Source organism: Halobacillus litoralis, assembly GCF_004101865.1.
GTDB classification, from domain to species: Bacteria; Bacillota; Bacilli; order Bacillales; family Halobacillaceae; genus Halobacillus; species Halobacillus litoralis_A.
In genome coordinates, this window is sequence record NZ_CP026118.1 from 1501526 (window position 1) to 1520391 (window position 18866).

Sequence of the window (18866 nt, forward strand, 5' to 3'; positions counted from 1 at the left end):
AGGAGGAAGTAATATGAAGCAGAATATCGGAATCATCAACAGTATGGTCCGCATCACCGCCGGACTGAGCATGTTGACTTTTTTAACGATACGCAGTGCCCGCAGAAAGGATGCATCAGTCCATCCGATGATGATCGTCATAGCAGCTATGAAAGTTGCGGAAGGAATCGTACGCTACTGTCCGCTTACAGCAGCATTTGAAGAAATGACTGAGGAGACAGATGGGAAAGAAGAAGGCTGGCAGCAGAACTTTCAGAAAACACAAATGTAAGCACTCGGGGCTATCCCATCATCTTCACTCAATATAGAGCCATTCGGTAAACATAAAAACAGAGCGGGGAACACACTCCCCGCTCCCTATAAAGGATGAAATCAATGGAATTCATGGAATATTTCACAGACGCCGGTTTCGTTATTGTCACGATCATCGGTTCCATCGCGGCTTTATTTTACGTTGGTGCCAGAAGACGAAGAAACCGATGAACGACCGATATCACGACGATAGAAAAAGTCGTCGTTCCCATCGAATACACGCAGTGAATCATAAGTACGATCCAGGGCATGGGCCAAGTCCATCCCTTTGCTTCCTGCTAAAAGGACACGCCCGCCACTGGATACATATACTCCCTCGACAAGTGCCGTGCCTGCATGAACAATGAACGTTCCCTGTTCCCCTTTAATATCCGGCAATGGCCGCCCTTTCTCATATCCCCCCGGATATCCGTTCGAAGCGACGACCACACCTGCGCAAGTTTCCTCTGACCACACTAATTGAGGGTCCACACCATTCATGACGTCCGCTATCACTTGCACAAGATCATTCTCCAGTAAAGGAAGTACGACCTGTATCTCGGGATCGCCAAAACGCGCATTGAACTCAATGACTTTCGGACCTTCTTTCGTTTCAATCAGCCCTGCATACAAAATACCGGTAAACGAACGACCTTCTTCGACCAGTGCATGCGCAACCGGCTGGATGACCGACTCTACCGCACTTGTGTAAGACGCTTCTCCCAAATCCGGAACAGGAGCAAACGCTCCCATACCACCTGTGTTCGGGCCTTGATCTCCATCGAAAGCACGTTTATGATCTTTAGCAGAAATCATTGGGTAAACATTCGCTCCATTTACAAACGCCATCAACGAGAACTCTTCCCCTGTCAAAAACTCCTCGACAACGATTTCCCGGCTCGCTTCACCGAACTGGCCGTTTTCAAGCATGTCTTCTACAGCTTGCAATGCTTCAGAAAGAGTTTCCGCTACCACGACCCCTTTTCCAGCCGCCAGACCGTCGGCTTTGATTACAATGGGAGCTCCTTTTTGTTCGATATAGTGCTTCGCAGCTGTCACATCAGAAAAAGCCTGGTACTCTGCTGTAGGGATATTATGCTTTTCCATGATTCGCTTAGCAAAATGCTTGCTGCCCTCTATAAGAGCGGCCGCTTGTGTCGGGCCGAACACTTTCAAATCATTGGCAATGAACCGATCGACGACACCTTCTAATAAAGGAACTTCCGGACCGACAATCGTCAATCCGACTTCGTTATGGATAGCAAAGGCTATCAGTTTATCATGGTCGTCTTCATCTATCGCCACACATTCCGCTACATCCTGCATCCCAGGGTTACCTGGCACCACAAAAACCTGTTCTACCTGCTCACTTTCCGAAAACTTCTGGACAAGACTATGCTCGCGACCGCCACGTCCAATCACCATGACATTCATTAACGTCCACCCCTTCTTTAGTGTTTAAAGTGACGCATTCTCGTAAAGACCATTGTAATCCCGTGTTTGTTACAGGCGTCAACCGAGTCCTGGTCACGCTTTGATCCGCCCGGCTGGATGATGGCTGTAACACCAGCTTCGGCAGCTGCTTCAACAGTATCTGGCATTGGGAAAAAGGCATCAGAAGCCATGATGCTTCCTACTGCATTTTCACCAGCTTGTTCAAACGCGATTTTCGCTGCGCCGACACGGTTCATCTGTCCTGCTCCCACACCGAGCGTTCGGTCGCCTTTAGCCACGACAATCGCATTCGATTTCACATGCTTCACCACTTTCCAGCCAAGCTTCATGTCTTCAAGCTCCTGCTCGGAAGGTTCACGTTCTGTTGCTACTTCAAGCTCCACGCTATCCAAAGAACCTTCATCAGTATCCTGGACAAGCAGTCCACCATTCACAGTCGTCAGCTTGTGGGCCGGACGATCGGATTTTTTCAAATCGACTTTCAACAGGCGCAAGTTTTTCTTCGTCGTCAGTAAATCGAGTGCTTCCTGGCTGAAGGAAGGTGCAATGATGATTTCAAGGAAAATCTCTTTCAATTTTGCCGCCGTATCTTCATCCACTTCCCTGTTCAACGCGACAATCCCTCCGAAGATCGATACCGGATCGCCTTCGTATGCTTTTACATAGGCATCGTACAGGTTGTCCCCAACTCCGACACCACAAGGATTCATATGCTTGACTGCTACAGCTGCCGGTTGGTTGAACTCAAGAACAACTTCGAGGGCGGCGTTTGCATCCTGGATGTTGTTATATGAAAGCTCTTTGCCGTTCAACTGTTCTGCATCAGCCAGTGATGTACCTTCCGTATTCGCCTTCTTGTAAAAAGAAGCCGTCTGATGCGGGTTCTCGCCATAACGTAAGGACTGGACTTTTTCATAGGTTACGGAGTAAGTTTCGGGATAGGCTTCTTCTGTAAGGTCAGAAAAATACCCCGTTATCATCGCATCGTAATTTGCCGTGTGACGAAAAACTTTTGCCGAAAGCTTACGGCGTGATTCATAAGCCATCCCCCCGGAACGAAGGCCAGTGATGACTTCACCATAATCAGAAGGATCGACGACCACCGTAACGTCTTCAAAGCTTTTGGCTGCGGCCCGGAGCATCGTCGGACCGCCGATATCGATATTCTCAATCGCTGCAGCTTCAGTGACTCCTTCTTTCGCAATCGTTTCTTTGAAAGGGTACAAGTTGACCGCTACGAGGTCGATTGTTTGGATATCAAGTTCATCAAGCTGCTTCATATGATCCTCATTGCCACGCTTCGCCAGCAAACCGCCGTGCACAGATGGATGCAGCGTTTTAACACGTCCGTCCATGATTTCAGGAAAGTCGGTAACCTCAGAAATCGATAGAACAGGAATCCCAGCTTCTTCTATCGCGCGTTTCGTCCCACCTGTGGAAACGAGTTCATAATCTAGTTCGTGTAATTGTTCAGCAAAATCGGTCAGTCCTTGTTTATTGGAAACGCTTAGTAAAGCACGCTTTTTCATACGGATTCCTCCTTGGTGAATAATGACTGGATCACTTGTGGATAGAGGCGGTGCTCGACCGCTTGAATTTTCTGTTTCACTTTTTCTGATGTATCTTGTTCTTCTATAGCAACAGCTTCTTGGGCAATGATCGGGCCTGTGTCCATACCATCGTCAACCAAATGGACTGTCACCCCGGTCACTTTCACTTTTTTCTCCAACGCTTGCCCAATGGCATCTTTCCCTGGAAAAGCCGGGAGTAATGATGGATGAATATTGACGATTCTTTCTTCGTAAGCCTGTAAAAGTGTTGGACCGATCAGGCGCATAAAACCGGCTAAAATGATGTAATCGATGTCTCGCTCATGACAATCTGCCAACAGTGCCGTTTCATAGGCAGCCTTGTTTTCGAATACTTTCGGATTGTAAACAACCGTATCGATTTCATAGCTTTGCGCCTTTTCAATGACTGGAGCACCAATGCGGTCGCAGACAAGGAGAGCTACCCTTGCTTCAAGTTCTCCTTCTTCAATGGCATGCATGATGGCGTCAAAGTTCGAGCCGGTGCCAGAAGCGAATACAGCAAGATTGATCATGTCCACTGCACTCCTTCTTTCCCTGTAACACGACCGATGACAACCGCTTCCCCATAAGCTTCAAGTGCGCGTTCAACATCCGTATCTGCTACCACGGCGACCATACCGATTCCCATGTTGAAGACACCGAACATCTCCTCTTCAGACAGCTGTCCTTTTTCCTGCAAAAAACGGAAAACAGTAGGCACTCGCCAGCTGCTGGGATCGATTTCTGCCCCTAATCCTTCTGGTAAGGCTCTTGGAATGTTTTCATAAAAACCCCCGCCTGTAACATGGGCTAGACCTTTCACATCCAAAGCTGCTTTCAAAGTTTGAACTGCTTCAGCGTAGATAACCGTCGGTGTGAGCATCACTTCACCAAGCGGACGATCGAAACCAGAGTAAGTTTCCATAAGAGACAATCCATGCTCCTCAACAATTCGTCTTACAAGGGAAAAACCATTCGAATGAATGCCAGAGGATGGAAGTCCGATAAGCACATCCCCTTCAGATATCGATTCCCCTGTAATCAATTTCCCTTTGTCTGCCATTCCGACGACAAACCCGGCAAGGTCATATTCATCGAGCTCGTACATGCCAGGCATTTCCGCTGTCTCACCACCTACAAGCGCAGCGCCAGACTGTTCACAGCCGTCTGCGATGCCTTTGACGATTTGTTCGATGCGGGCAGGTTCATTCTTTCCACAAGCGATATAGTCCAAGAATAAAAGGGGATCAGCCCCTTGAGCAACGATATCGTTCACACACATGGCCACCACATCTACACCGATGGTATCATGTCGATCCATTTCGAATGCTAGTTTGAGCTTCGTGCCGACCCCATCCGTGCCTGTCACAAGGACGGGATGCTCATAACTCATTCCGCTGATATCGAACAAGCCGGCAAAAGAACCGAGTCCGCCTAGTACTTCTTTGCGCATCGTGCGGCCGACGTGTTTTTTCATGCGCTCTACGGCTTCATAACCAGCTTCGACATCGACCCCTGCTTGTTTATAGGATTGGCTCATCTTTCTCCCCCCTCACAATTTTTCATACGGATGAACTGTATTTGGATAGATTTCTGTCGGATAATTGCCAGTGAAGCATGCCATGCAGCCCCCGTGCTCCATCGATTCTTCACCTTGGTAGATGCTGTCGTTCAGACCATCGACCGATAGAAAATTCAAACTGTCAGCACCGATTTGTGCTTCGATTTCTTCGACTGACCGGTTTGCTGCAATCAGTTCTCCGCTATTCGAGGTATCGATTCCGTAATAACAAGGGTTCTCAATCGGTGGAGACGCAATACGAACGTGTACTTCCTTCGCTCCCGCCTCTTTCAACATTTTCACAATCCGCCGGCTTGTCGTCCCTCGTACGATTGAATCATCGACCATGACTACTCTTTTTCCTTCGACAATGCCGCGGACGGCCGAAAGCTTCATCTTCACCCCTTGCTCGCGCAGTTCCTGGGACGGTTGGATGAATGTACGTCCGACGTATCGGTTTTTAATCAAGCCAAGCTCGTAGGGGATGCCTGAGGCTTCTGCATATCCGATCGCTGCCGAAATGCTCGAGTCTGGTACACCGGTCACGACATCTGCATCCACCGGAGCTTCTTCAGCAAGAGACTTACCCATCCGCTTACGGGAAGCGTGGACATTTTTCCCATCCAGGTTACTGTCAGGTCTGGAGAAATAGACATATTCCATAGAGCAGAGTGTGCGCTGAATCGGAGCAGAAAAGCGTTTTGATTCAACCCCTTCATCGGAAATCATCAACAATTCGCCAGGTTTGATCTCACGGTCATATGTCGCACCGACAACATCGAATGCACATGTTTCCGAGGAGACCATCCATGAATCCCCCATATGGCCGAGACTTAATGGACGTAATCCGCGCGGATCATTAGCAACGAACATACAATCTTCAGTCATCACCAAGAAGGCATAAGCACCCTTGATCATTGAAAATGCTTCTGAAATGGCCTGTTCTAAAGGCAAGTGGCGGGCTCTCTTAATCAAATGGGCGACCACTTCTGTGTCGGATGTCGTCTGCAAAATGCTGCCCTGCCCTTCCAGTTGATTTTTCAGAGCTTGTGCGTTTACCAGATTGCCATTGTGCGCAAGTGCGAGTCCGCCCGTTTGCGAGCGAAAGAGGAGCGGCTGAATGTTTTCATAGCCGCCATCCCCTGCTGTCGCATAGCGTACATGACCTACAGATGCGTGCCCTTGCAAATCTTCCAGCTGATTTTGTGAGAAAACGTCGTTGATCAGGCCGTGGCCCTTAGCGATTTTCAGTTGTTCTCCATCTGTCGTGACAATGCCCGCTCCTTCTTGACCGCGATGCTGGAGTGCATGCAGGCCATAGTAAGTCAGCTGAGCTGATTCCGGATGTCCCCAAACGCCGAATATTCCGCATTCTTCATTTAACCCTTTGATTTCACCAAGCATGGAATAGCTCCTTTCCACGTATCCTTCAATGTTGTAATGTGCTCTTCCAACACAACCTGATGTTCCTGTGATACTTGAAAAACGCCATCTCCTGTAACGGTTCCGACTTTTCGTGCTTCCGTGACCGCTTGTTCAAACGCTTGTTGATTTTCTGGTTTGATCGAGACAAGGAAGCGGGACTGTGTTTCTGAAAATAAAGCTGCTGTTACATCATCATCTACCATCACATCACAGCCGAGTTCTTGTTCGAAAAGGCTTTCTGCTAATGCGACACCAAGTCCGCCTTCTGCTAAGTCATGCGCCGATTCAACAAGTCCGGAGCGTATCGCGGTCAACAATTGCTTTTGCCTGATCGCTTCTTTTTGCAAATCAAGCGCCGGCGCTTTTCCGAAATGCTTTCCTTCGATCATTCCTTGCAGTTCACTGCCTCCGAATTCGGCCTGCGTTTCTCCGATTACGTATAGCAGATCGCCTGCCTGCTTCACATGGGATTGTGTAATATGCGCAGTGTCTTCAATCAATCCGACCATCCCGACAATCGGTGTCGGATAAATCGCCTGACCACCGAAAGACTCGTTGTACAAAGATACATTTCCGCTGATGACAGGTGTACCAAGTTCCCGGCATGCTTCACTCATACCATCAACGCTTTTTTCCATTTGCCAAAAAATTTCCGGGTTTTCAGGTGAACCGAAATTCAACCCGTCAGTCAATCCAAGTGGACGGCCACCAGAACAAATGATGTTGCGCGCAGCTTCTGCGACTGCGATCTTGCCCCCGACTTCCGGATCCACGTAAATGTACCGGGAATTGCAATCCGTCGTCATCGCGATCGCTTTCTTCGTACCACGGACACGAAGCACAGCTGCATCCGACCCTGGTGTCACCACTGTATTTGTCTGCACCATCGAGTCGTACTGATCGTATACCCACTCTTTACTTGCGATCGTTGGCTGCTTCAATAAATCGACCAATGTTTGACGATAATCTCTCACTGCAGGTACATAGTCTTGCATCGCCTGGAACTCCTGGTAATAGTCAGGCACGCGAGAAGGCTGATGATAGACTGGCGCATCCTCCGCAAGGGAATCGACAGGCACATCAGCGACAACCTCCCCATTGTGCTCAAGCCGGAAACGTTTAGTATCCGTGACTTCACCGACAGCTACAGCTTCCAGATCGTATTTGCGAAAGACGCTGGCAATCTCTTCTTCGCGCCCTCTCTCTACAACGAGGAGCATCCGTTCCTGAGATTCAGAAAGCATCATTTCATATGCTGTCATATCTCGTTCACGCTGTGGAATCTGATCCAGGTTCATCGTCATACCAGTGCCGGCTTTGCTTGCCATTTCACTTGCAGATGATGTAAGCCCCGCTGCACCCATGTCCTGGATACCAACGAGAGCATCGTGATGGATAACATCAAGACAAGCTTCAATCAGTAATTTTTCCATGAACGGATCGCCGACTTGGACTGATGGACGTTTTTCTTCTGATTCTTCCGATAATTCTTCCGAGGCGAAGGTTGCGCCGTGAATTCCATCGCGGCCTGTTTTCGCACCAACATACATGACCGTATTTCCGATACCGGCTGCGATTCCTTTTTGAATATCTTTGTGATCGATCAACCCTACACACATCGCGTTCACGAGCGGATTTCCGTTGTAGGCATTATCAAACTGTACTTCTCCCCCTACGGTCGGGACGCCGACACAGTTGCCGTAACCTGCAATTCCACGGACGACTTCTTCAAAAAGATACTTCACACGCGGTTGCTCCAATGAACCGAAGCGAAGGGAATTCAATAGCGCTATCGGACGTGCTCCCATTGAAAAGACATCACGCAATATCCCGCCAACCCCTGTCGCAGCGCCTTGATAAGGCTCGACGGCTGATGGGTGATTGTGGCTCTCAATCTTGAAAACTACCGCTTGATCATCACCGATATCGATGACCCCGGCGCCTTCTCCCGGACCTTGCAGAACATGAGGACCTTCTGTCGGGAACTTTTTCAACAGGGGCTTCGAGTTCTTATAACTGCAGTGTTCTGACCACATCACAGAGAACAAACCGATTTCTGTGTAATTCGGCTGTCTACCTAAAATCGATTTAATTGACAGGTACTCTTCATCTGTCAAACCCATTTCCCCATAAACGCGTTTTTCTTCAATTGCCTCTGGACTAATTTCAAGCATTGATGGCATGATGTTCCCTCCAATGTGTCAAAATCGATTCAAATAACCGCAGACCGTCTTCATGGCCGAGCAACGCTTCAACCGCTCGCTCAGGGTGTGGCATCATACCGAGAACATTCCCTTTTTGATTGGTAATACCGGCAATGTTCCCGACCGATCCATTCGGATTATCATCATAAGTGAAGATGATTTGGTTGTTGTCACTCAGTTTCTGGTAGGTTGCTTCATCGCAAAAATAGTTCCCATCCCCGTGAGCGATCGGAATTTGGATTTTTTCTTTTTCTTCATATTGAGAAGTGAATAAAGTGTTCGAGTTCTCCACTGTCAAAGTTTCAAAATGGCACATGAACTTGAGGCGTTCATTGGGAAGCATCGCCCCCGGCAGCAGCCCCATTTCAAGTAGGACCTGGAAGCCGTTGCAGACGCCAAGCACAGGTTTCCCCATTTCTGCAGCTTCACGGATCTGTCCGATTACAGAAGACGTAGAGGCGATCGCTCCCGAGCGCAAATAGTCGCCGTATGAAAAGCCGCCGGGAAGGAGAACAGCGTCATAGTTTGCTAGATTCGCTTCCTGGTACCAGACGAGATCAGCTTCTGCACCTAAATGATCTTTTACAGCGTAATACATGTCACGGTCACAGTTTGAACCTGGAAAAACAACAACAGCGAACTTCACTTAAACAACCTCCTCGATCGTATAGCTGTAATTTTCAATAACCGGGTTGGCGAGCAGCTGATCACACATTTGGTCGATCTGTTTTTCGAGGTTGTCGCTATCTTCCATCACCACTTCCATATATTTTCCGACACGAACATCTTCGACAGTATTGTACTCCAGGGATTGCAGTGAGTTTTGGACGGCTTTCCCTTGTGGGTCGAGCACGCCCTCTTTCAAGGTGATGTGGATCTTTACTTTGCGCATACATTCTCCTCCAGTCGTTGTAAAATATTCTCATACGTCTCGATCAAGCTTCCGATATTTTCGCGGAAGACGTCTTTGTCCATTTTTTTACCTGTTTGGCTGTCCCAAAGACGGCAAGTGTCTGGTGAAATTTCATCAGCTAAAACGATAGTTCCATCCGTACGACGGCCGAACTCCAGTTTGAAATCGATGAGATCAAGACCGGCAGATCTAAATAATTCTATTAAGTGCTCGTTGATGATAAGAGCCTGGTGTTTGATGAATGTAAGTTCTTGTTCATTGATATCTGTCAGGTGGTATGCATGAACGTCATTGATAAGTGGATCATTCAATTCGTCTTTTTTGTAAAACAATTCAATGATTGGCGGGGTGAAGCTTGTCTGTTCTTCAATGCCGAGCCGACGTGTGATACTGCCAGCCGCAATATTACGAACGACGACTTCAATAGGAATGATCGTCGTTTGATCGACCAATTGTTCCGTATCGCTACAAGCTTCAATAAAGTGGGTAGGGATGTTTTGCTGATGCAAGTATTCAAATACTTTTGAGGTAATCAAGTTATTCAGGCGACCTTTGCCTTCAAACTCGCTTTTTTTCTTGCCATTGAATGCCGTTGCGTCATCTTTATAGGATAAAATCAGGCGTCCTGAATCATCTGTCGTATGGTACACCCGTTTCGCTTTACCTTCATACAATAGTGAACCCTTCATAGTAAGAAACACCTCGCTCGATAATTGTTAAAGCAATTGGAAATATCTGTTATACCTGAGGAGCCAGTTTCTGGTTCCTCAGGTATAACATTTTATGGAAATCAGAGTCCGATCCGGTCAAATATGCGGTCGACTTGTTTTAAGTGGTGTTTGTAGTCAAAGCAGCCATCCAGCTGTTCTTCTGACAATGTGGATGTAATCTTGTCATCTGATTCAATCAGTTCACGGAACGGTACTCCGCGTTCCCATGCTTCCATCGCTTTCGGTTGCACCAAATCGTACGCTTCCTCGCGTACCATACCTTCGTCGATGAGCGTCAGCAGCACGCGTTGGGAGAAAATCAAACCATATGTCTTCTCCATATTTTCTTGCATGCGCTCAGGGAAAACCGTCAGATTCTTCACCAGATTTCCAAAACGGTTCAGCATATAATTAAGTGCGATTGTCGCATCTGGCAGGATGATGCGCTCTGCAGACGAGTGGGAAATGTCACGCTCATGCCACAATGGAACATTTTCGAAAGCTGTGACCATTTCACCGCGAAGCACGCGTGCCATCCCCGTCATGTTTTCAGAACCGATCGGATTGCGTTTGTGAGGCATCGCCGAGGAACCTTTTTGTCCTTTTGCGAAATACTCTTCCACCTCACGTGTTTCCGTTTTTTGAAGTCCGCGTATTTCTACGGCGATTTTCTCAATAGATGTTGCAATCAAGGCTAATGTAGACACGTAGTGGGCATGGCGATCGCGCTGTAATGTCTGTGTCGAAACAGTCGCAGCGTCCAGCCCGAGTTTTTCGCAGACATATTCTTCCACATATGGGTCGATGTTCGCGTATGTGCCGACAGCACCAGAAAGCTTTCCAACTTCGATATGCTTTAATGCAAGGTCTAATCGCTCCAAGTTACGCTTCATCTCTTCATAATATAAAGCGAGCTTCAACCCGAATGTGGTCGGTTCCGCATGGACACCATGGGTACGCCCCATCATGACTGTGTGCTTATGTTCCTGAGCTTTTCGGCCAAGGATTTCAATGAAATTCACCAAGTCTTTACGGATGATTTCATTTGCCTGCTTTAATTGATAAGACAGGGCCGTATCTACGACATCTGTAGAGGTCAGCCCGTAATGGACCCATTTCCGCTCTTCGCCTACTGTTTCTGATACTGCCCGAGTAAAAGCTACAACATCATGCCTTGTTTCTGCTTCGATTTCGTGGATACGCTCTACATCAAAAGATGCTTTTTCGCGAAGCTTAGTGACATCTTCTCTTGGGATGACACCTAATTCACTCCATGCTTCACATGCTAAAAGTTCAACCTCAAGCCATGCTTGATAACGGTTCTCTTCTGTCCAAATAGCACCCATTTCAGGCCTTGTATAACGTTCAATCATCGTCTTCCTCCTCGTCGGTTCCTACCATAAATGAATTTGATTTTCTTCGATTTTTTCTTCAATCTCTGCTAAGTCGTTCCCGATAAACGTAATGTGCCCCATCTTACGGTACATTCGAGACTTGCCTTTTCCGTAATCATGAAAATGAAAACCGTAATACTGCTCTATTTTGTCGATCAAAATTTCGCGATGTTTACCAAGCACGTTCACCATGACTGCCGCTCCTACAGTATGAACAGGGAGAAGTGAAAGTCCGCAGATGGCACGGATATGCTGTTCGAACTGCGATATATTACACGCTTCAATTGTATAATGCCCAGAGTTATGTGGTCTCGGTGCCATTTCATTAATGTAGACCTCTTCATCTTTGACGAACATTTCTACTGCAAACGTCCCGATTACCCCGATATGTTCAGCAAGCATATCGACTGCCTTTTCAGCTTTTGCGACCACGCTTTCAGAAACATTTGCCGGTACCCTCGTCTCATGCAAAATGTGATTTTTATGAATATTTTCTGCTGTTGGGAAGGCGGTGATTTGTCCGTCCTGTCCTCTCGTGAATACTTGAGATATTTCCAAATCGAAGCTCAACCATTCTTCCACGATATAAGTGCCGCCTTCTTTGATGAACGCCCGGGCTTCATCAAGCTGCTCCTGTTGTTCTATCTTCAACTGCCCTTTCCCATCATAACCGCCACTGATCGTCTTAATTACTGCCGGAAACTCTATTGTTTCAAGTGCATCCGTCAATTGATCGTAAGTTTGAACAATACGATAAACTGGCACGGACAGCCCAGCATCGACAGCTACTTGTTTTTCTTTCTCACGATTTTGCGTCACCTCAAGTGCATAAGCTCCTTGAGGCAGCTTCGCTTCAGTTTCAAACAATCGAGCAACAGAAAGGTCGACATTTTCAAACTCGTAAGTAATAACGTCACTAACATCACTTAATCGCTGAGCCGCATCGACATCATCATAAGCTGCGACAATCTGTTCATCAGCAAGAGGAGCGCATGGACAATCTTCAGATGGATCCAGAACTGCGATCCGATACCCCATCTGCCTTGCAGCAACAGCCATCATTTTTCCTAACTGACCGCCTCCGAGGATGCCGATCGTCTGTCCTGGCCGAATGACTTTATAATCCACGCAAATCCCTCCTCATCCCTTCTACTTTATCCACCATCGTCTTTCGATAATCTGTCAATCTACCAGCTACATTTTCATCAAACGCACCGATCATTTCGGCTGCTAACAAACCAGCGTTCTTTGCTCCAGACCGACCGATTGCTACCGTAGCAACAGGGACACCCCCTGGCATTTGAACAATCGAGAGTAATGAATCAAGTCCTTGCAGCGCCTTCGATTCTACAGGAACGCCGATCACCGGTAAGGTTGTTTTCGAAGCGACCATTCCTGGCAGGTGAGCTGCCCCACCTGCTCCGGCAATGATGACTTTCACCCCTCTCTCCCGTGCCTCAGCCGCATATGTGAACATATCCTCAGGAGTACGGTGAGCGGATATAACCTCTTTTTCATAATCGATGGAGAGCTCATCCAATACTGCACATGCTTCCTGCATCGTCTCCCAATCTGAAATACTCCCCATGATTACGCCAACTTCAGCCATGCAATCCCTCCCAATCTTCTTTCAAACATAAAAAAACCTGCTCGACACCTCAAGCATGAGAGGAGTCGAACAGGCATACGTATGTCCGGTAATAGAAAGCTCCCCTCATAGTCCGGAAATTTACGGTTCCCAGGTAGAGACGTACGGGCCATATCCCCGTCTTATATGAGGTCGTCTATTCAATTCTGCTTTTATCATATCAAGAGAAACTTGTGGATGTCAACGTCAATAACGAACGATAATAAAAATGAAAATAAAAAATGTTCGGTTTTATTGCTTAACTGCATGAAATACGATCGTTTTCCCTACAGGCTCCATCACTTTTTCCCCATTCCGTGTTTCTTCCCGGAAAATCGGCTCTTCAGCACGACGAATCGGCATGTAGCCTTCTTTCTTCATCCGATCAAGGCATTGATCGATTGATTCTTTTTCACCGACTTCAAAGCGCTTCTTGCTGTTCTTGCTGTTCTTTTTGGGCATCGCGAATCTTTCCTCTCTTCACAGATTTCGCCCAGAATCCCCCGTGGATCTGTTTCGGTTCGTAAGCTACGATGAACGCTTTCGGATCGATGTGGCGAATGGTTTCATACAAAGCTAGTTCATACTTCCTCGGTGTCAAAATTTGCATCGCCAAACGGTCGCCCTCCATCCCATAAGCATACCAGCTCGTCACACCATATCCTTTTTCCCGCAGCCGGCGGGTGAATTCGATATCTGGGTCTGAAGATATCACGTTAACTGTAATATACCCGAGTGCGAGCTTCTCTTCAATCTTCATCCCCACGATCACGCCGAGTCCGTACCCGACCGCGTACGCAATGACATTCTCGATTTGATCCAAACGGTCCAGCACTAGTCCGAGACCGTAAATGTAGGTGACGATCTCAAACATACTGATGAAAGCTGCAAAATAACGCTGCCCTTTCAATGTAAAAATCATCCGCAAAGTAAAAAATGAGACATAAACGATGTTGACGGCTAAAATAATCACAATAAGCATTAATGGGTTCTCAAACATGGATGTAGCCTCCTAAAAGAGATGCAAATATAGACCCGAGACATTCACCTAGTCGATATTCTTGCATACACTATAAACCATGAGAAGAGACATACACAATATGTTTTCATCGCAATTAGTGACAATTTATGGAGGTTGATGAAATGGACCAGTTCAAAGATTGGAAAACAAATCTCGACCGCTTCTTCGGCCAGGAATTTTGGGGGGACTTCGAAGGGATGATGAAACCGTCCATCCCTGCCGTCAACCTTTATCAGTATGACAACGAACTTCTTTGCTTTGTCAACATCCCAGGCATGAATCATCCTAAGAACGTCGATGTGCTCGTCGACCATTCCACCTTGACCCTGCGCGGGAAAATTGAAATCAATCAACGTGGCGGTCACCAGATAAAATCAGAAATTGCTGATGGAACTTTTGAACGCAGTATTGACCTCCCTTTCCCGGTCATACACGATAAAGTGGAAGCGACCTATAAGCACGGCCTTCTCATTATTCAATTGCATCGTTACATTTCAGATTCGACCCGCCAACGCCCCATTACGATCCGTCATCTGGAAGATGAATAAAACCGGCAGCCACTTAACGACTGCCGGCTTTGTTTTGTTAAAGGTTTGCCGATTCGAACGAGATAGAACGTAACGGCAAGTTCCCCTTGCTATCTCTCTATCTTGTGTGTCACAGGAATCCCCGTTGGAACCGACCGATTCCTATGCCAAAAATATGAAATACAAAATGAAGATGATAAATAGTACATACATGATCGGATGGATTTCTGCTTTTCGCCCTTTCAAAAGCATTGTAATCGGATAGAAAATAAACCCGATGGCAATACCTGTGGCAATGCTGTATGTGAGCGGCATCGCGGCCACTGTGAAAAACGCAGGGACACCGATTTCAAACTGGTCCCAGTCGATATTCTTCAAAGTCGAGGCCATCAAGACACCGACAATGATCAACGCAGGAGCGGTAACTTCCGCTGTTACTACAGACAACAAAGGCGAGAAAAAGAGCGCCAATATGAAGAATCCAGCTGTAACCACCGATGCAAAACCAGTTCGACCACCTGCTCCTACACCAGCTGTCGATTCAATGTAACTCGTCGTCGTTGAAGTCCCGGCAATTGCACCGACAACCGTTGCCGCAGAGTCCGAGAACAAAGCACGGTTCGCACGTGGCAGTTTGTTGTCTTTCATGAATCCCGCTTGTGTTGCAACCGCTACAAGGGTCCCTGCCGTATCGAAGAAGTCGACGAATAAAAATGTCAGAATAACAACCAGCATTTCAATCGTGAAAATATCACCAAAATGAGTAAGGGCTGCTCCAAATGTCGGAGCAACGCTTGGCGCAGAACCGACTACATCATTGAGGCCCATAGGCGGGGCTATCAACCCTGTCACCATTCCAGCAATCGCCGTCAATACCATGCCATAGAAAATACCGCCTCTCAACCCTAGCGCCATCAAGACGATACTGACAATGATTCCAAAAATCGCAAGCAATGTTGGTCCAGCTGTCAAGTCACCCAATTGCACGAGTGTTGCATCACTGTTTTGAACGATGCCTGCATTTTGGAAGCCGATGAAGGCGATGAACAAACCGATTCCGGCTCCCACCGCCAGTTTCAAGTTCCCCGGGATGGCATCGATGATCAGTTGGCGCAAGCCTGTTAAAGTTAATACGATAAAAATAAGTCCAGATGCCAAAACACCAGCGAGCGCCGTTTCCCATGGAATACCATACCCCAAAATAACCGTGTAAGCGAAGAATGCGTTCAGCCCCATACCAGGTGCCAAAGCGATCGGGTACTTCGCATACAAGCCCATTATCAACGTACCCACCGCCGCAGCGATGGCTGTTGCAGTGAACACTGCCCCTTTATCGATCCTTGTAACACCTTCAGGAAGCTGCTCAATTCCATCAAGCGCCAAAGTAGACGGGTTGACGAACAGAATATACGCCATAGCTAAAAACGTAGTTAAACCAGCCATGAACTCTCTTCGATAAGTTGTCCCGAATTCCTTGAATTTAAAATATTTACTCATGCTGTTTCCTCCCCTTTTACCTCTCTCTATTAAATGCCGACTTACTTTTTGTCCCAGGTACTTTTTCTTTTTTGTTTACCTGTTGTCCACAAAAAAAGACACTCCTGGATAACCCCAAGAGTGTCTACATCTATACGAAGGAAACGGGCGAGGAAGTTACTGAAAAAAGCACTACCCTTCGCCTATTCACCAACGTAGTCAGACTGATTTACGGAAGTCTGGTAGAAACTCATGGGCCATATCCCCAAAATTATACGACGGTGTTACCTATTCAATTTCTCTTAATTGATTTCATCTTACAAGGTTCGACAGCAACCGTCAACCCTGAAACCGAACATTAATTAACGAGGGAGTCTTTTCGTTCGCTTATTCCCACTCGATCGTTGCTGGCGGCTTACTCGTCACATCATAGACGACGCGGTTGATATGATCGACCTCATTGACGATTCTAGTAGAAATTTTTTCTAAGACTTCCCATGGAATACGTGCCCAGTCCGAAGTCATCCCATCAATGGATGTCACTGCGCGAATACCGATCGTGTAATCATAGGTACGCTCGTCCCCCATGACACCGACTGAACGAATATCAGGAAGCACTGTGAAGTATTGCCAAATGTCCCGGTCCAACCCGGCATTTTTGATTTCATCACGAAGGACAGCATCCGATTCGCGGACAATTTCCAACTTCTCTTCGGTGATTGCTCCTAAAATACGTATCGCCAGCCCAGGGCCAGGGAATGGCTGACGCCACACGATATGCTCAGGTACTCCGAGTTCAAGCCCTAGTGCACGCACTTCATCTTTGAACAATGTGTTCAATGGCTCAATCAGATCAAACTCCATATCTTCAGGCAGTCCGCCAACATTATGGTGTGATTTGATCGTTTGTGCTGTTTCTGTACCACTTTCAATGATATCTGTATAAAGAGTCCCTTGAGCAAGGAAATCGATATCCTTCAGCTTCTCTGCTTCATCATCAAATACATAAATGAACTCATTTCCGATGATTTTACGTTTCTTCTCAGGGTCGGATACACCTTCAAGCTTGCTCATGAAGCGATCCTTTGCATCAATTTTAAGGATGTTCATGTTGAAACCATCCCCAAGTGTACGCATGACATCATCCGCTTCATTTTTACGTAATAAACCGTGATCGACAAAAATACATGTCAGTTGATCTCCGATAGCACGATGGATCAAAGCTGCGACTACAGAGGAATCGACCCCTCCACTCAGCGCACACAAAACTTTACGATCGCCGACTTGCTCGCGGATTTTTTCTACTTCCATTTCAACAACATGTTCCATCGTCCAATCATCTGTCGCTTCACAGACTTCAAAAACGAAACTCCGCAAAATATCATTTCCATACTCGGAATGACGGACTTCTGGATGGAACTGGACACCGTACATTTGCTTAACGGTATCACTCATAGCAGCGACAGGGCAGGACGAGCTTGTAGCATCCACTTGAAAGCCTGCCGGTGCCTCAATCACTTTATCACTGTGGCTCATCCATACAGGTTGTTCACGTGGTGTCTTTCGAAAGATCACCGGGTCTTTTGCTACCTGAATATCCGCTTTTCCATACTCCCGCTCATTGGCACGTTCTACTTTTCCGCCAAAATGATGAGTCATGAGCTGCATTCCATAACAAATACCAAGCACCGGAATCCCTAATTCGAATAGATCTTCATCACAGCGGAAACTCTTCTCACCATACACACTGTTCGGTCCCCCTGACAAAATGATGCCGCTGGGGTTTAGCTCTTTGATCTCTTCGACACTGATTTTGTGAGAGCGGAGTTCACTATACACTCCGAACTCCCGGATCCTTCTTGTGATCAACTGATTGTATTGACTACCAAAATCAAGGACGAGAATCATACCTTGTACTTGTTCCATACTCTTCCACTCCTTCTCTCTTCTTCTTTTCTATAGCATCTCTTTCATTAACTCTTAGTCAATCCTTACTGTTGTTTTACACTCCACCAATGCCCCTATTGGGAAACTCAGTTTCGAAGATTTTGTATGCGGAGATGGTGGCTGGGAAAACGGATCGCTTTCCGTGGGCATGGGGTGAGCTTCCTCAGGCTTCGCCTTCCGGGATCTCACCGATCATGTTCATCCCACAGGAGTCTCACCGTTTTCCCAGCCACCATTCGACAGAAAGATGCTCGAAACTCCCTACGTAAATAGGAATCTGGTTCGGTAAATATGATTTATTCACCCAATAAAGGGCAGCTTCTCCCTCAAGTGATTTCGAGAAACGCATATGAAAGGGGCACCGGGGAAGGAAGAGACTCCCGCGGGAGAAGGAGCTAGGCGAGACCCCACAGGGAGTGGCAACGACCGAGGAGGCTTGCCAGTTCCCCCGCAGGAAAGCGAAGCCTTCCCCGACGCCCCTAGATTCCTCCCTAAATCTCGAAATCAATTCTTATAGAATGCTGTCCGTTAGTTGCAAGAATCTGATCCATTAATTAAATTTAAAAATGGATTCCTGCCTTGCGTTTCAATAAAACAAACGACGAAGGCAGAAATCCATCCATGTACACACATGTCACGTGATTCCCACCTTCATAGTCAGGGCGTTTACGGTGCCCCGGTAGAGACTCTCGAGCCTTATTCTCGAGGATATACGAAGGAAGAATGTATCTGATAATTTCCATT

Annotated in this window: 19 protein-coding genes and 3 riboswitches; of the genes, 3 read left to right on the forward strand and 16 right to left on the reverse strand. The window is 47.0% G+C overall.

All coding sequences use genetic code 11. The features are described 5' to 3' along the window. Positions 1–13 precede the first annotated feature (13 nt). Positions 14–271, forward strand: a complete 258-nt coding sequence (locus tag HLI_RS07590) for a YgaP family membrane protein (protein WP_128524422.1) — start codon at positions 14–16, stop codon at positions 269–271. Between the two features lie 113 nt (positions 272–384). Next, the gene (locus HLI_RS22205; RefSeq protein ID WP_347232274.1) at positions 385–483 is read left to right on the forward strand and encodes an EYxxD motif small membrane protein; all 99 of its coding nucleotides are present in this window, start codon (positions 385–387) and stop codon (positions 481–483) included. On the opposite strand, the gene purD is transcribed toward HLI_RS22205, so the two are convergent. The 14 genes from purD to HLI_RS07660 all read right to left on the reverse strand — a co-directional run bounded on the left by purD (position 445) and on the right by HLI_RS07660 (position 14151). Next, complete coding sequence (gene purD / locus HLI_RS07595) at positions 445–1725, reverse strand: phosphoribosylamine--glycine ligase (RefSeq protein WP_128524423.1); 1281 nt, start codon at positions 1723–1725, stop codon at positions 445–447. The genes HLI_RS22205 and purD overlap by 39 nt on opposite strands. Positions 1726–1742: 17 nt before the next feature. After that, complete coding sequence (gene purH / locus HLI_RS07600; protein ID WP_128524424.1) at positions 1743–3275, reverse strand: bifunctional phosphoribosylaminoimidazolecarboxamide formyltransferase/IMP cyclohydrolase; 1533 nt, start codon at positions 3273–3275, stop codon at positions 1743–1745. Beyond that, on the reverse strand, positions 3272–3850 hold the full coding sequence (purN, locus tag HLI_RS07605) for a phosphoribosylglycinamide formyltransferase (RefSeq protein WP_128524425.1): 579 nt from the start codon (positions 3848–3850) through the stop codon (positions 3272–3274). The genes purH and purN overlap by 4 nt, the downstream gene beginning before the upstream one ends. After that, on the reverse strand, positions 3847–4857 hold the full coding sequence (gene purM, locus HLI_RS07610) for a phosphoribosylformylglycinamidine cyclo-ligase (RefSeq protein ID WP_128524426.1): 1011 nt from the start codon (positions 4855–4857) through the stop codon (positions 3847–3849). Before purM ends, purN begins: the two co-directional genes overlap by 4 nt. Before the next feature lie 12 nt (positions 4858–4869). Continuing rightward, positions 4870–6282 carry an amidophosphoribosyltransferase gene (gene purF, locus HLI_RS07615; protein WP_128524427.1) on the reverse strand — a complete coding sequence of 471 codons (1413 nt, stop codon included), beginning with the start codon at positions 6280–6282 and terminating at the stop codon, positions 4870–4872. Further along, the gene (gene purL, locus HLI_RS07620) at positions 6258–8486 is read right to left on the reverse strand and encodes a phosphoribosylformylglycinamidine synthase subunit PurL (protein ID WP_128524428.1); all 2229 of its coding nucleotides are present in this window, start codon (positions 8484–8486) and stop codon (positions 6258–6260) included. Before purL ends, purF begins: the two co-directional genes overlap by 25 nt. Beyond that, positions 8470–9153: a phosphoribosylformylglycinamidine synthase subunit PurQ gene (purQ, locus tag HLI_RS07625; protein WP_128524429.1), complete on the reverse strand. Its 684-nt coding sequence runs from the start codon at positions 9151–9153 to the stop codon at positions 8470–8472. The genes purL and purQ overlap by 17 nt, the downstream gene beginning before the upstream one ends. Then, positions 9154–9399 carry a phosphoribosylformylglycinamidine synthase subunit PurS gene (gene purS / locus HLI_RS07630; RefSeq protein WP_128524430.1) on the reverse strand — a complete coding sequence of 82 codons (246 nt, stop codon included), beginning with the start codon at positions 9397–9399 and terminating at the stop codon, positions 9154–9156. After that, positions 9387–10109: a phosphoribosylaminoimidazolesuccinocarboxamide synthase gene (purC, locus tag HLI_RS07635; RefSeq protein ID WP_128524431.1), complete on the reverse strand. Its 723-nt coding sequence runs from the start codon at positions 10107–10109 to the stop codon at positions 9387–9389. The genes purS and purC overlap by 13 nt, the downstream gene beginning before the upstream one ends. 101 nt (positions 10110–10210) lie before the next feature. Then, positions 10211–11503, reverse strand: coding sequence for an adenylosuccinate lyase (gene purB / locus HLI_RS07640; protein WP_128524432.1), 1293 nt, complete (start codon positions 11501–11503; stop codon positions 10211–10213). Between the two features lie 21 nt (positions 11504–11524). Continuing rightward, complete coding sequence (gene purK, locus HLI_RS07645) at positions 11525–12652, reverse strand: 5-(carboxyamino)imidazole ribonucleotide synthase (protein ID WP_128524433.1); 1128 nt, start codon at positions 12650–12652, stop codon at positions 11525–11527. Beyond that, the gene (purE, locus tag HLI_RS07650) at positions 12642–13133 is read right to left on the reverse strand and encodes a 5-(carboxyamino)imidazole ribonucleotide mutase (RefSeq protein ID WP_128524434.1); all 492 of its coding nucleotides are present in this window, start codon (positions 13131–13133) and stop codon (positions 12642–12644) included. The genes purK and purE overlap by 11 nt, the downstream gene beginning before the upstream one ends. Positions 13134–13221: 88 nt before the next feature. Then, positions 13222–13322, reverse strand: a riboswitch (purine riboswitch). An 81-nt stretch (positions 13323–13403) separates the two neighbouring features. After that, a complete protein-coding gene (locus tag HLI_RS07655) occupies positions 13404–13613 on the reverse strand; it encodes an NETI motif-containing protein (protein ID WP_128524435.1) in 210 nt (69 codons plus the stop codon). Next, entirely contained in the window at positions 13573–14151 is a 579-nt protein-coding gene (locus HLI_RS07660) for a DUF2179 domain-containing protein (protein ID WP_128524436.1), read from the reverse strand. Before HLI_RS07660 ends, HLI_RS07655 begins: the two co-directional genes overlap by 41 nt. 143 nt (positions 14152–14294) lie before the next feature. Here HLI_RS07660 and HLI_RS07665 point away from each other — a divergent pair, with 143 nt between their 5' ends. Continuing rightward, positions 14295–14720, forward strand: a complete 426-nt coding sequence (locus tag HLI_RS07665) for an Hsp20/alpha crystallin family protein (protein ID WP_128524437.1) — start codon at positions 14295–14297, stop codon at positions 14718–14720. 141 nt (positions 14721–14861) lie between these two features. Here the strand turns inward: HLI_RS07665 and HLI_RS07670 are convergent, their stop codons facing one another. Both HLI_RS07670 and guaA read right to left on the reverse strand, forming a co-directional pair. Further along, positions 14862–16196, reverse strand: a complete 1335-nt coding sequence (locus HLI_RS07670; RefSeq protein ID WP_128524438.1) for an NCS2 family permease — start codon at positions 16194–16196, stop codon at positions 14862–14864. A gap of 175 nt (positions 16197–16371) precedes the next feature. Then, a riboswitch (purine riboswitch) is annotated at positions 16372–16474 on the reverse strand. A gap of 88 nt (positions 16475–16562) precedes the next feature. Beyond that, a complete protein-coding gene (guaA, locus tag HLI_RS07675) occupies positions 16563–18101 on the reverse strand; it encodes a glutamine-hydrolyzing GMP synthase (RefSeq protein WP_128524439.1) in 1539 nt (512 codons plus the stop codon). 655 nt (positions 18102–18756) lie between these two features. Further along, positions 18757–18858, reverse strand: a riboswitch (purine riboswitch). Between the last annotated feature and the right edge of the window lie 8 nt (positions 18859–18866).

Bases quoted from the DNA above. Each gene is read 5' to 3' on its own strand.
- HLI_RS07590 (WP_128524422.1), top strand. From the start codon at position 14: ATGAAGCAGAATATCGGAATCATCAACAGTATGGTCCGCATCACCGCC.
- HLI_RS22205 (WP_347232274.1), top strand. From the start codon at position 385: ATGGAATATTTCACAGACGCCGGTTTCGTTATTGTCACGATCATCGGT.
- purD (WP_128524423.1), bottom strand. From the start codon at position 1,725: ATGAATGTCATGGTGATTGGACGTGGCGGTCGCGAGCATAGTCTTGTC.
- purH (WP_128524424.1), bottom strand. From the start codon at position 3,275: ATGAAAAAGCGTGCTTTACTAAGCGTTTCCAATAAACAAGGACTGACC.
- purN (WP_128524425.1), bottom strand. From the start codon at position 3,850: ATGATCAATCTTGCTGTATTCGCTTCTGGCACCGGCTCGAACTTTGAC.
- purM (WP_128524426.1), bottom strand. From the start codon at position 4,857: ATGAGCCAATCCTATAAACAAGCAGGGGTCGATGTCGAAGCTGGTTAT.
- purF (WP_128524427.1), bottom strand. From the start codon at position 6,282: ATGCTTGGTGAAATCAAAGGGTTAAATGAAGAATGCGGAATATTCGGC.
- purL (WP_128524428.1), bottom strand. From the start codon at position 8,486: ATGCCATCAATGCTTGAAATTAGTCCAGAGGCAATTGAAGAAAAACGC.
- purS (WP_128524430.1), bottom strand. From the start codon at position 9,399: ATGCGCAAAGTAAAGATCCACATCACCTTGAAAGAGGGCGTGCTCGAC.
- purC (WP_128524431.1), bottom strand. From the start codon at position 10,109: ATGAAGGGTTCACTATTGTATGAAGGTAAAGCGAAACGGGTGTACCAT.
- purB (WP_128524432.1), bottom strand. From the start codon at position 11,503: ATGATTGAACGTTATACAAGGCCTGAAATGGGTGCTATTTGGACAGAA.
- purE (WP_128524434.1), bottom strand. From the start codon at position 13,133: ATGGCTGAAGTTGGCGTAATCATGGGGAGTATTTCAGATTGGGAGACG.
- HLI_RS07655 (WP_128524435.1), bottom strand. From the start codon at position 13,613: ATGCCCAAAAAGAACAGCAAGAACAGCAAGAAGCGCTTTGAAGTCGGT.
- HLI_RS07660 (WP_128524436.1), bottom strand. From the start codon at position 14,151: ATGTTTGAGAACCCATTAATGCTTATTGTGATTATTTTAGCCGTCAAC.
- HLI_RS07665 (WP_128524437.1), top strand. From the start codon at position 14,295: ATGGACCAGTTCAAAGATTGGAAAACAAATCTCGACCGCTTCTTCGGC.
- HLI_RS07670 (WP_128524438.1), bottom strand. From the start codon at position 16,196: ATGAGTAAATATTTTAAATTCAAGGAATTCGGGACAACTTATCGAAGA.
- guaA (WP_128524439.1), bottom strand. From the start codon at position 18,101: ATGGAACAAGTACAAGGTATGATTCTCGTCCTTGATTTTGGTAGTCAA.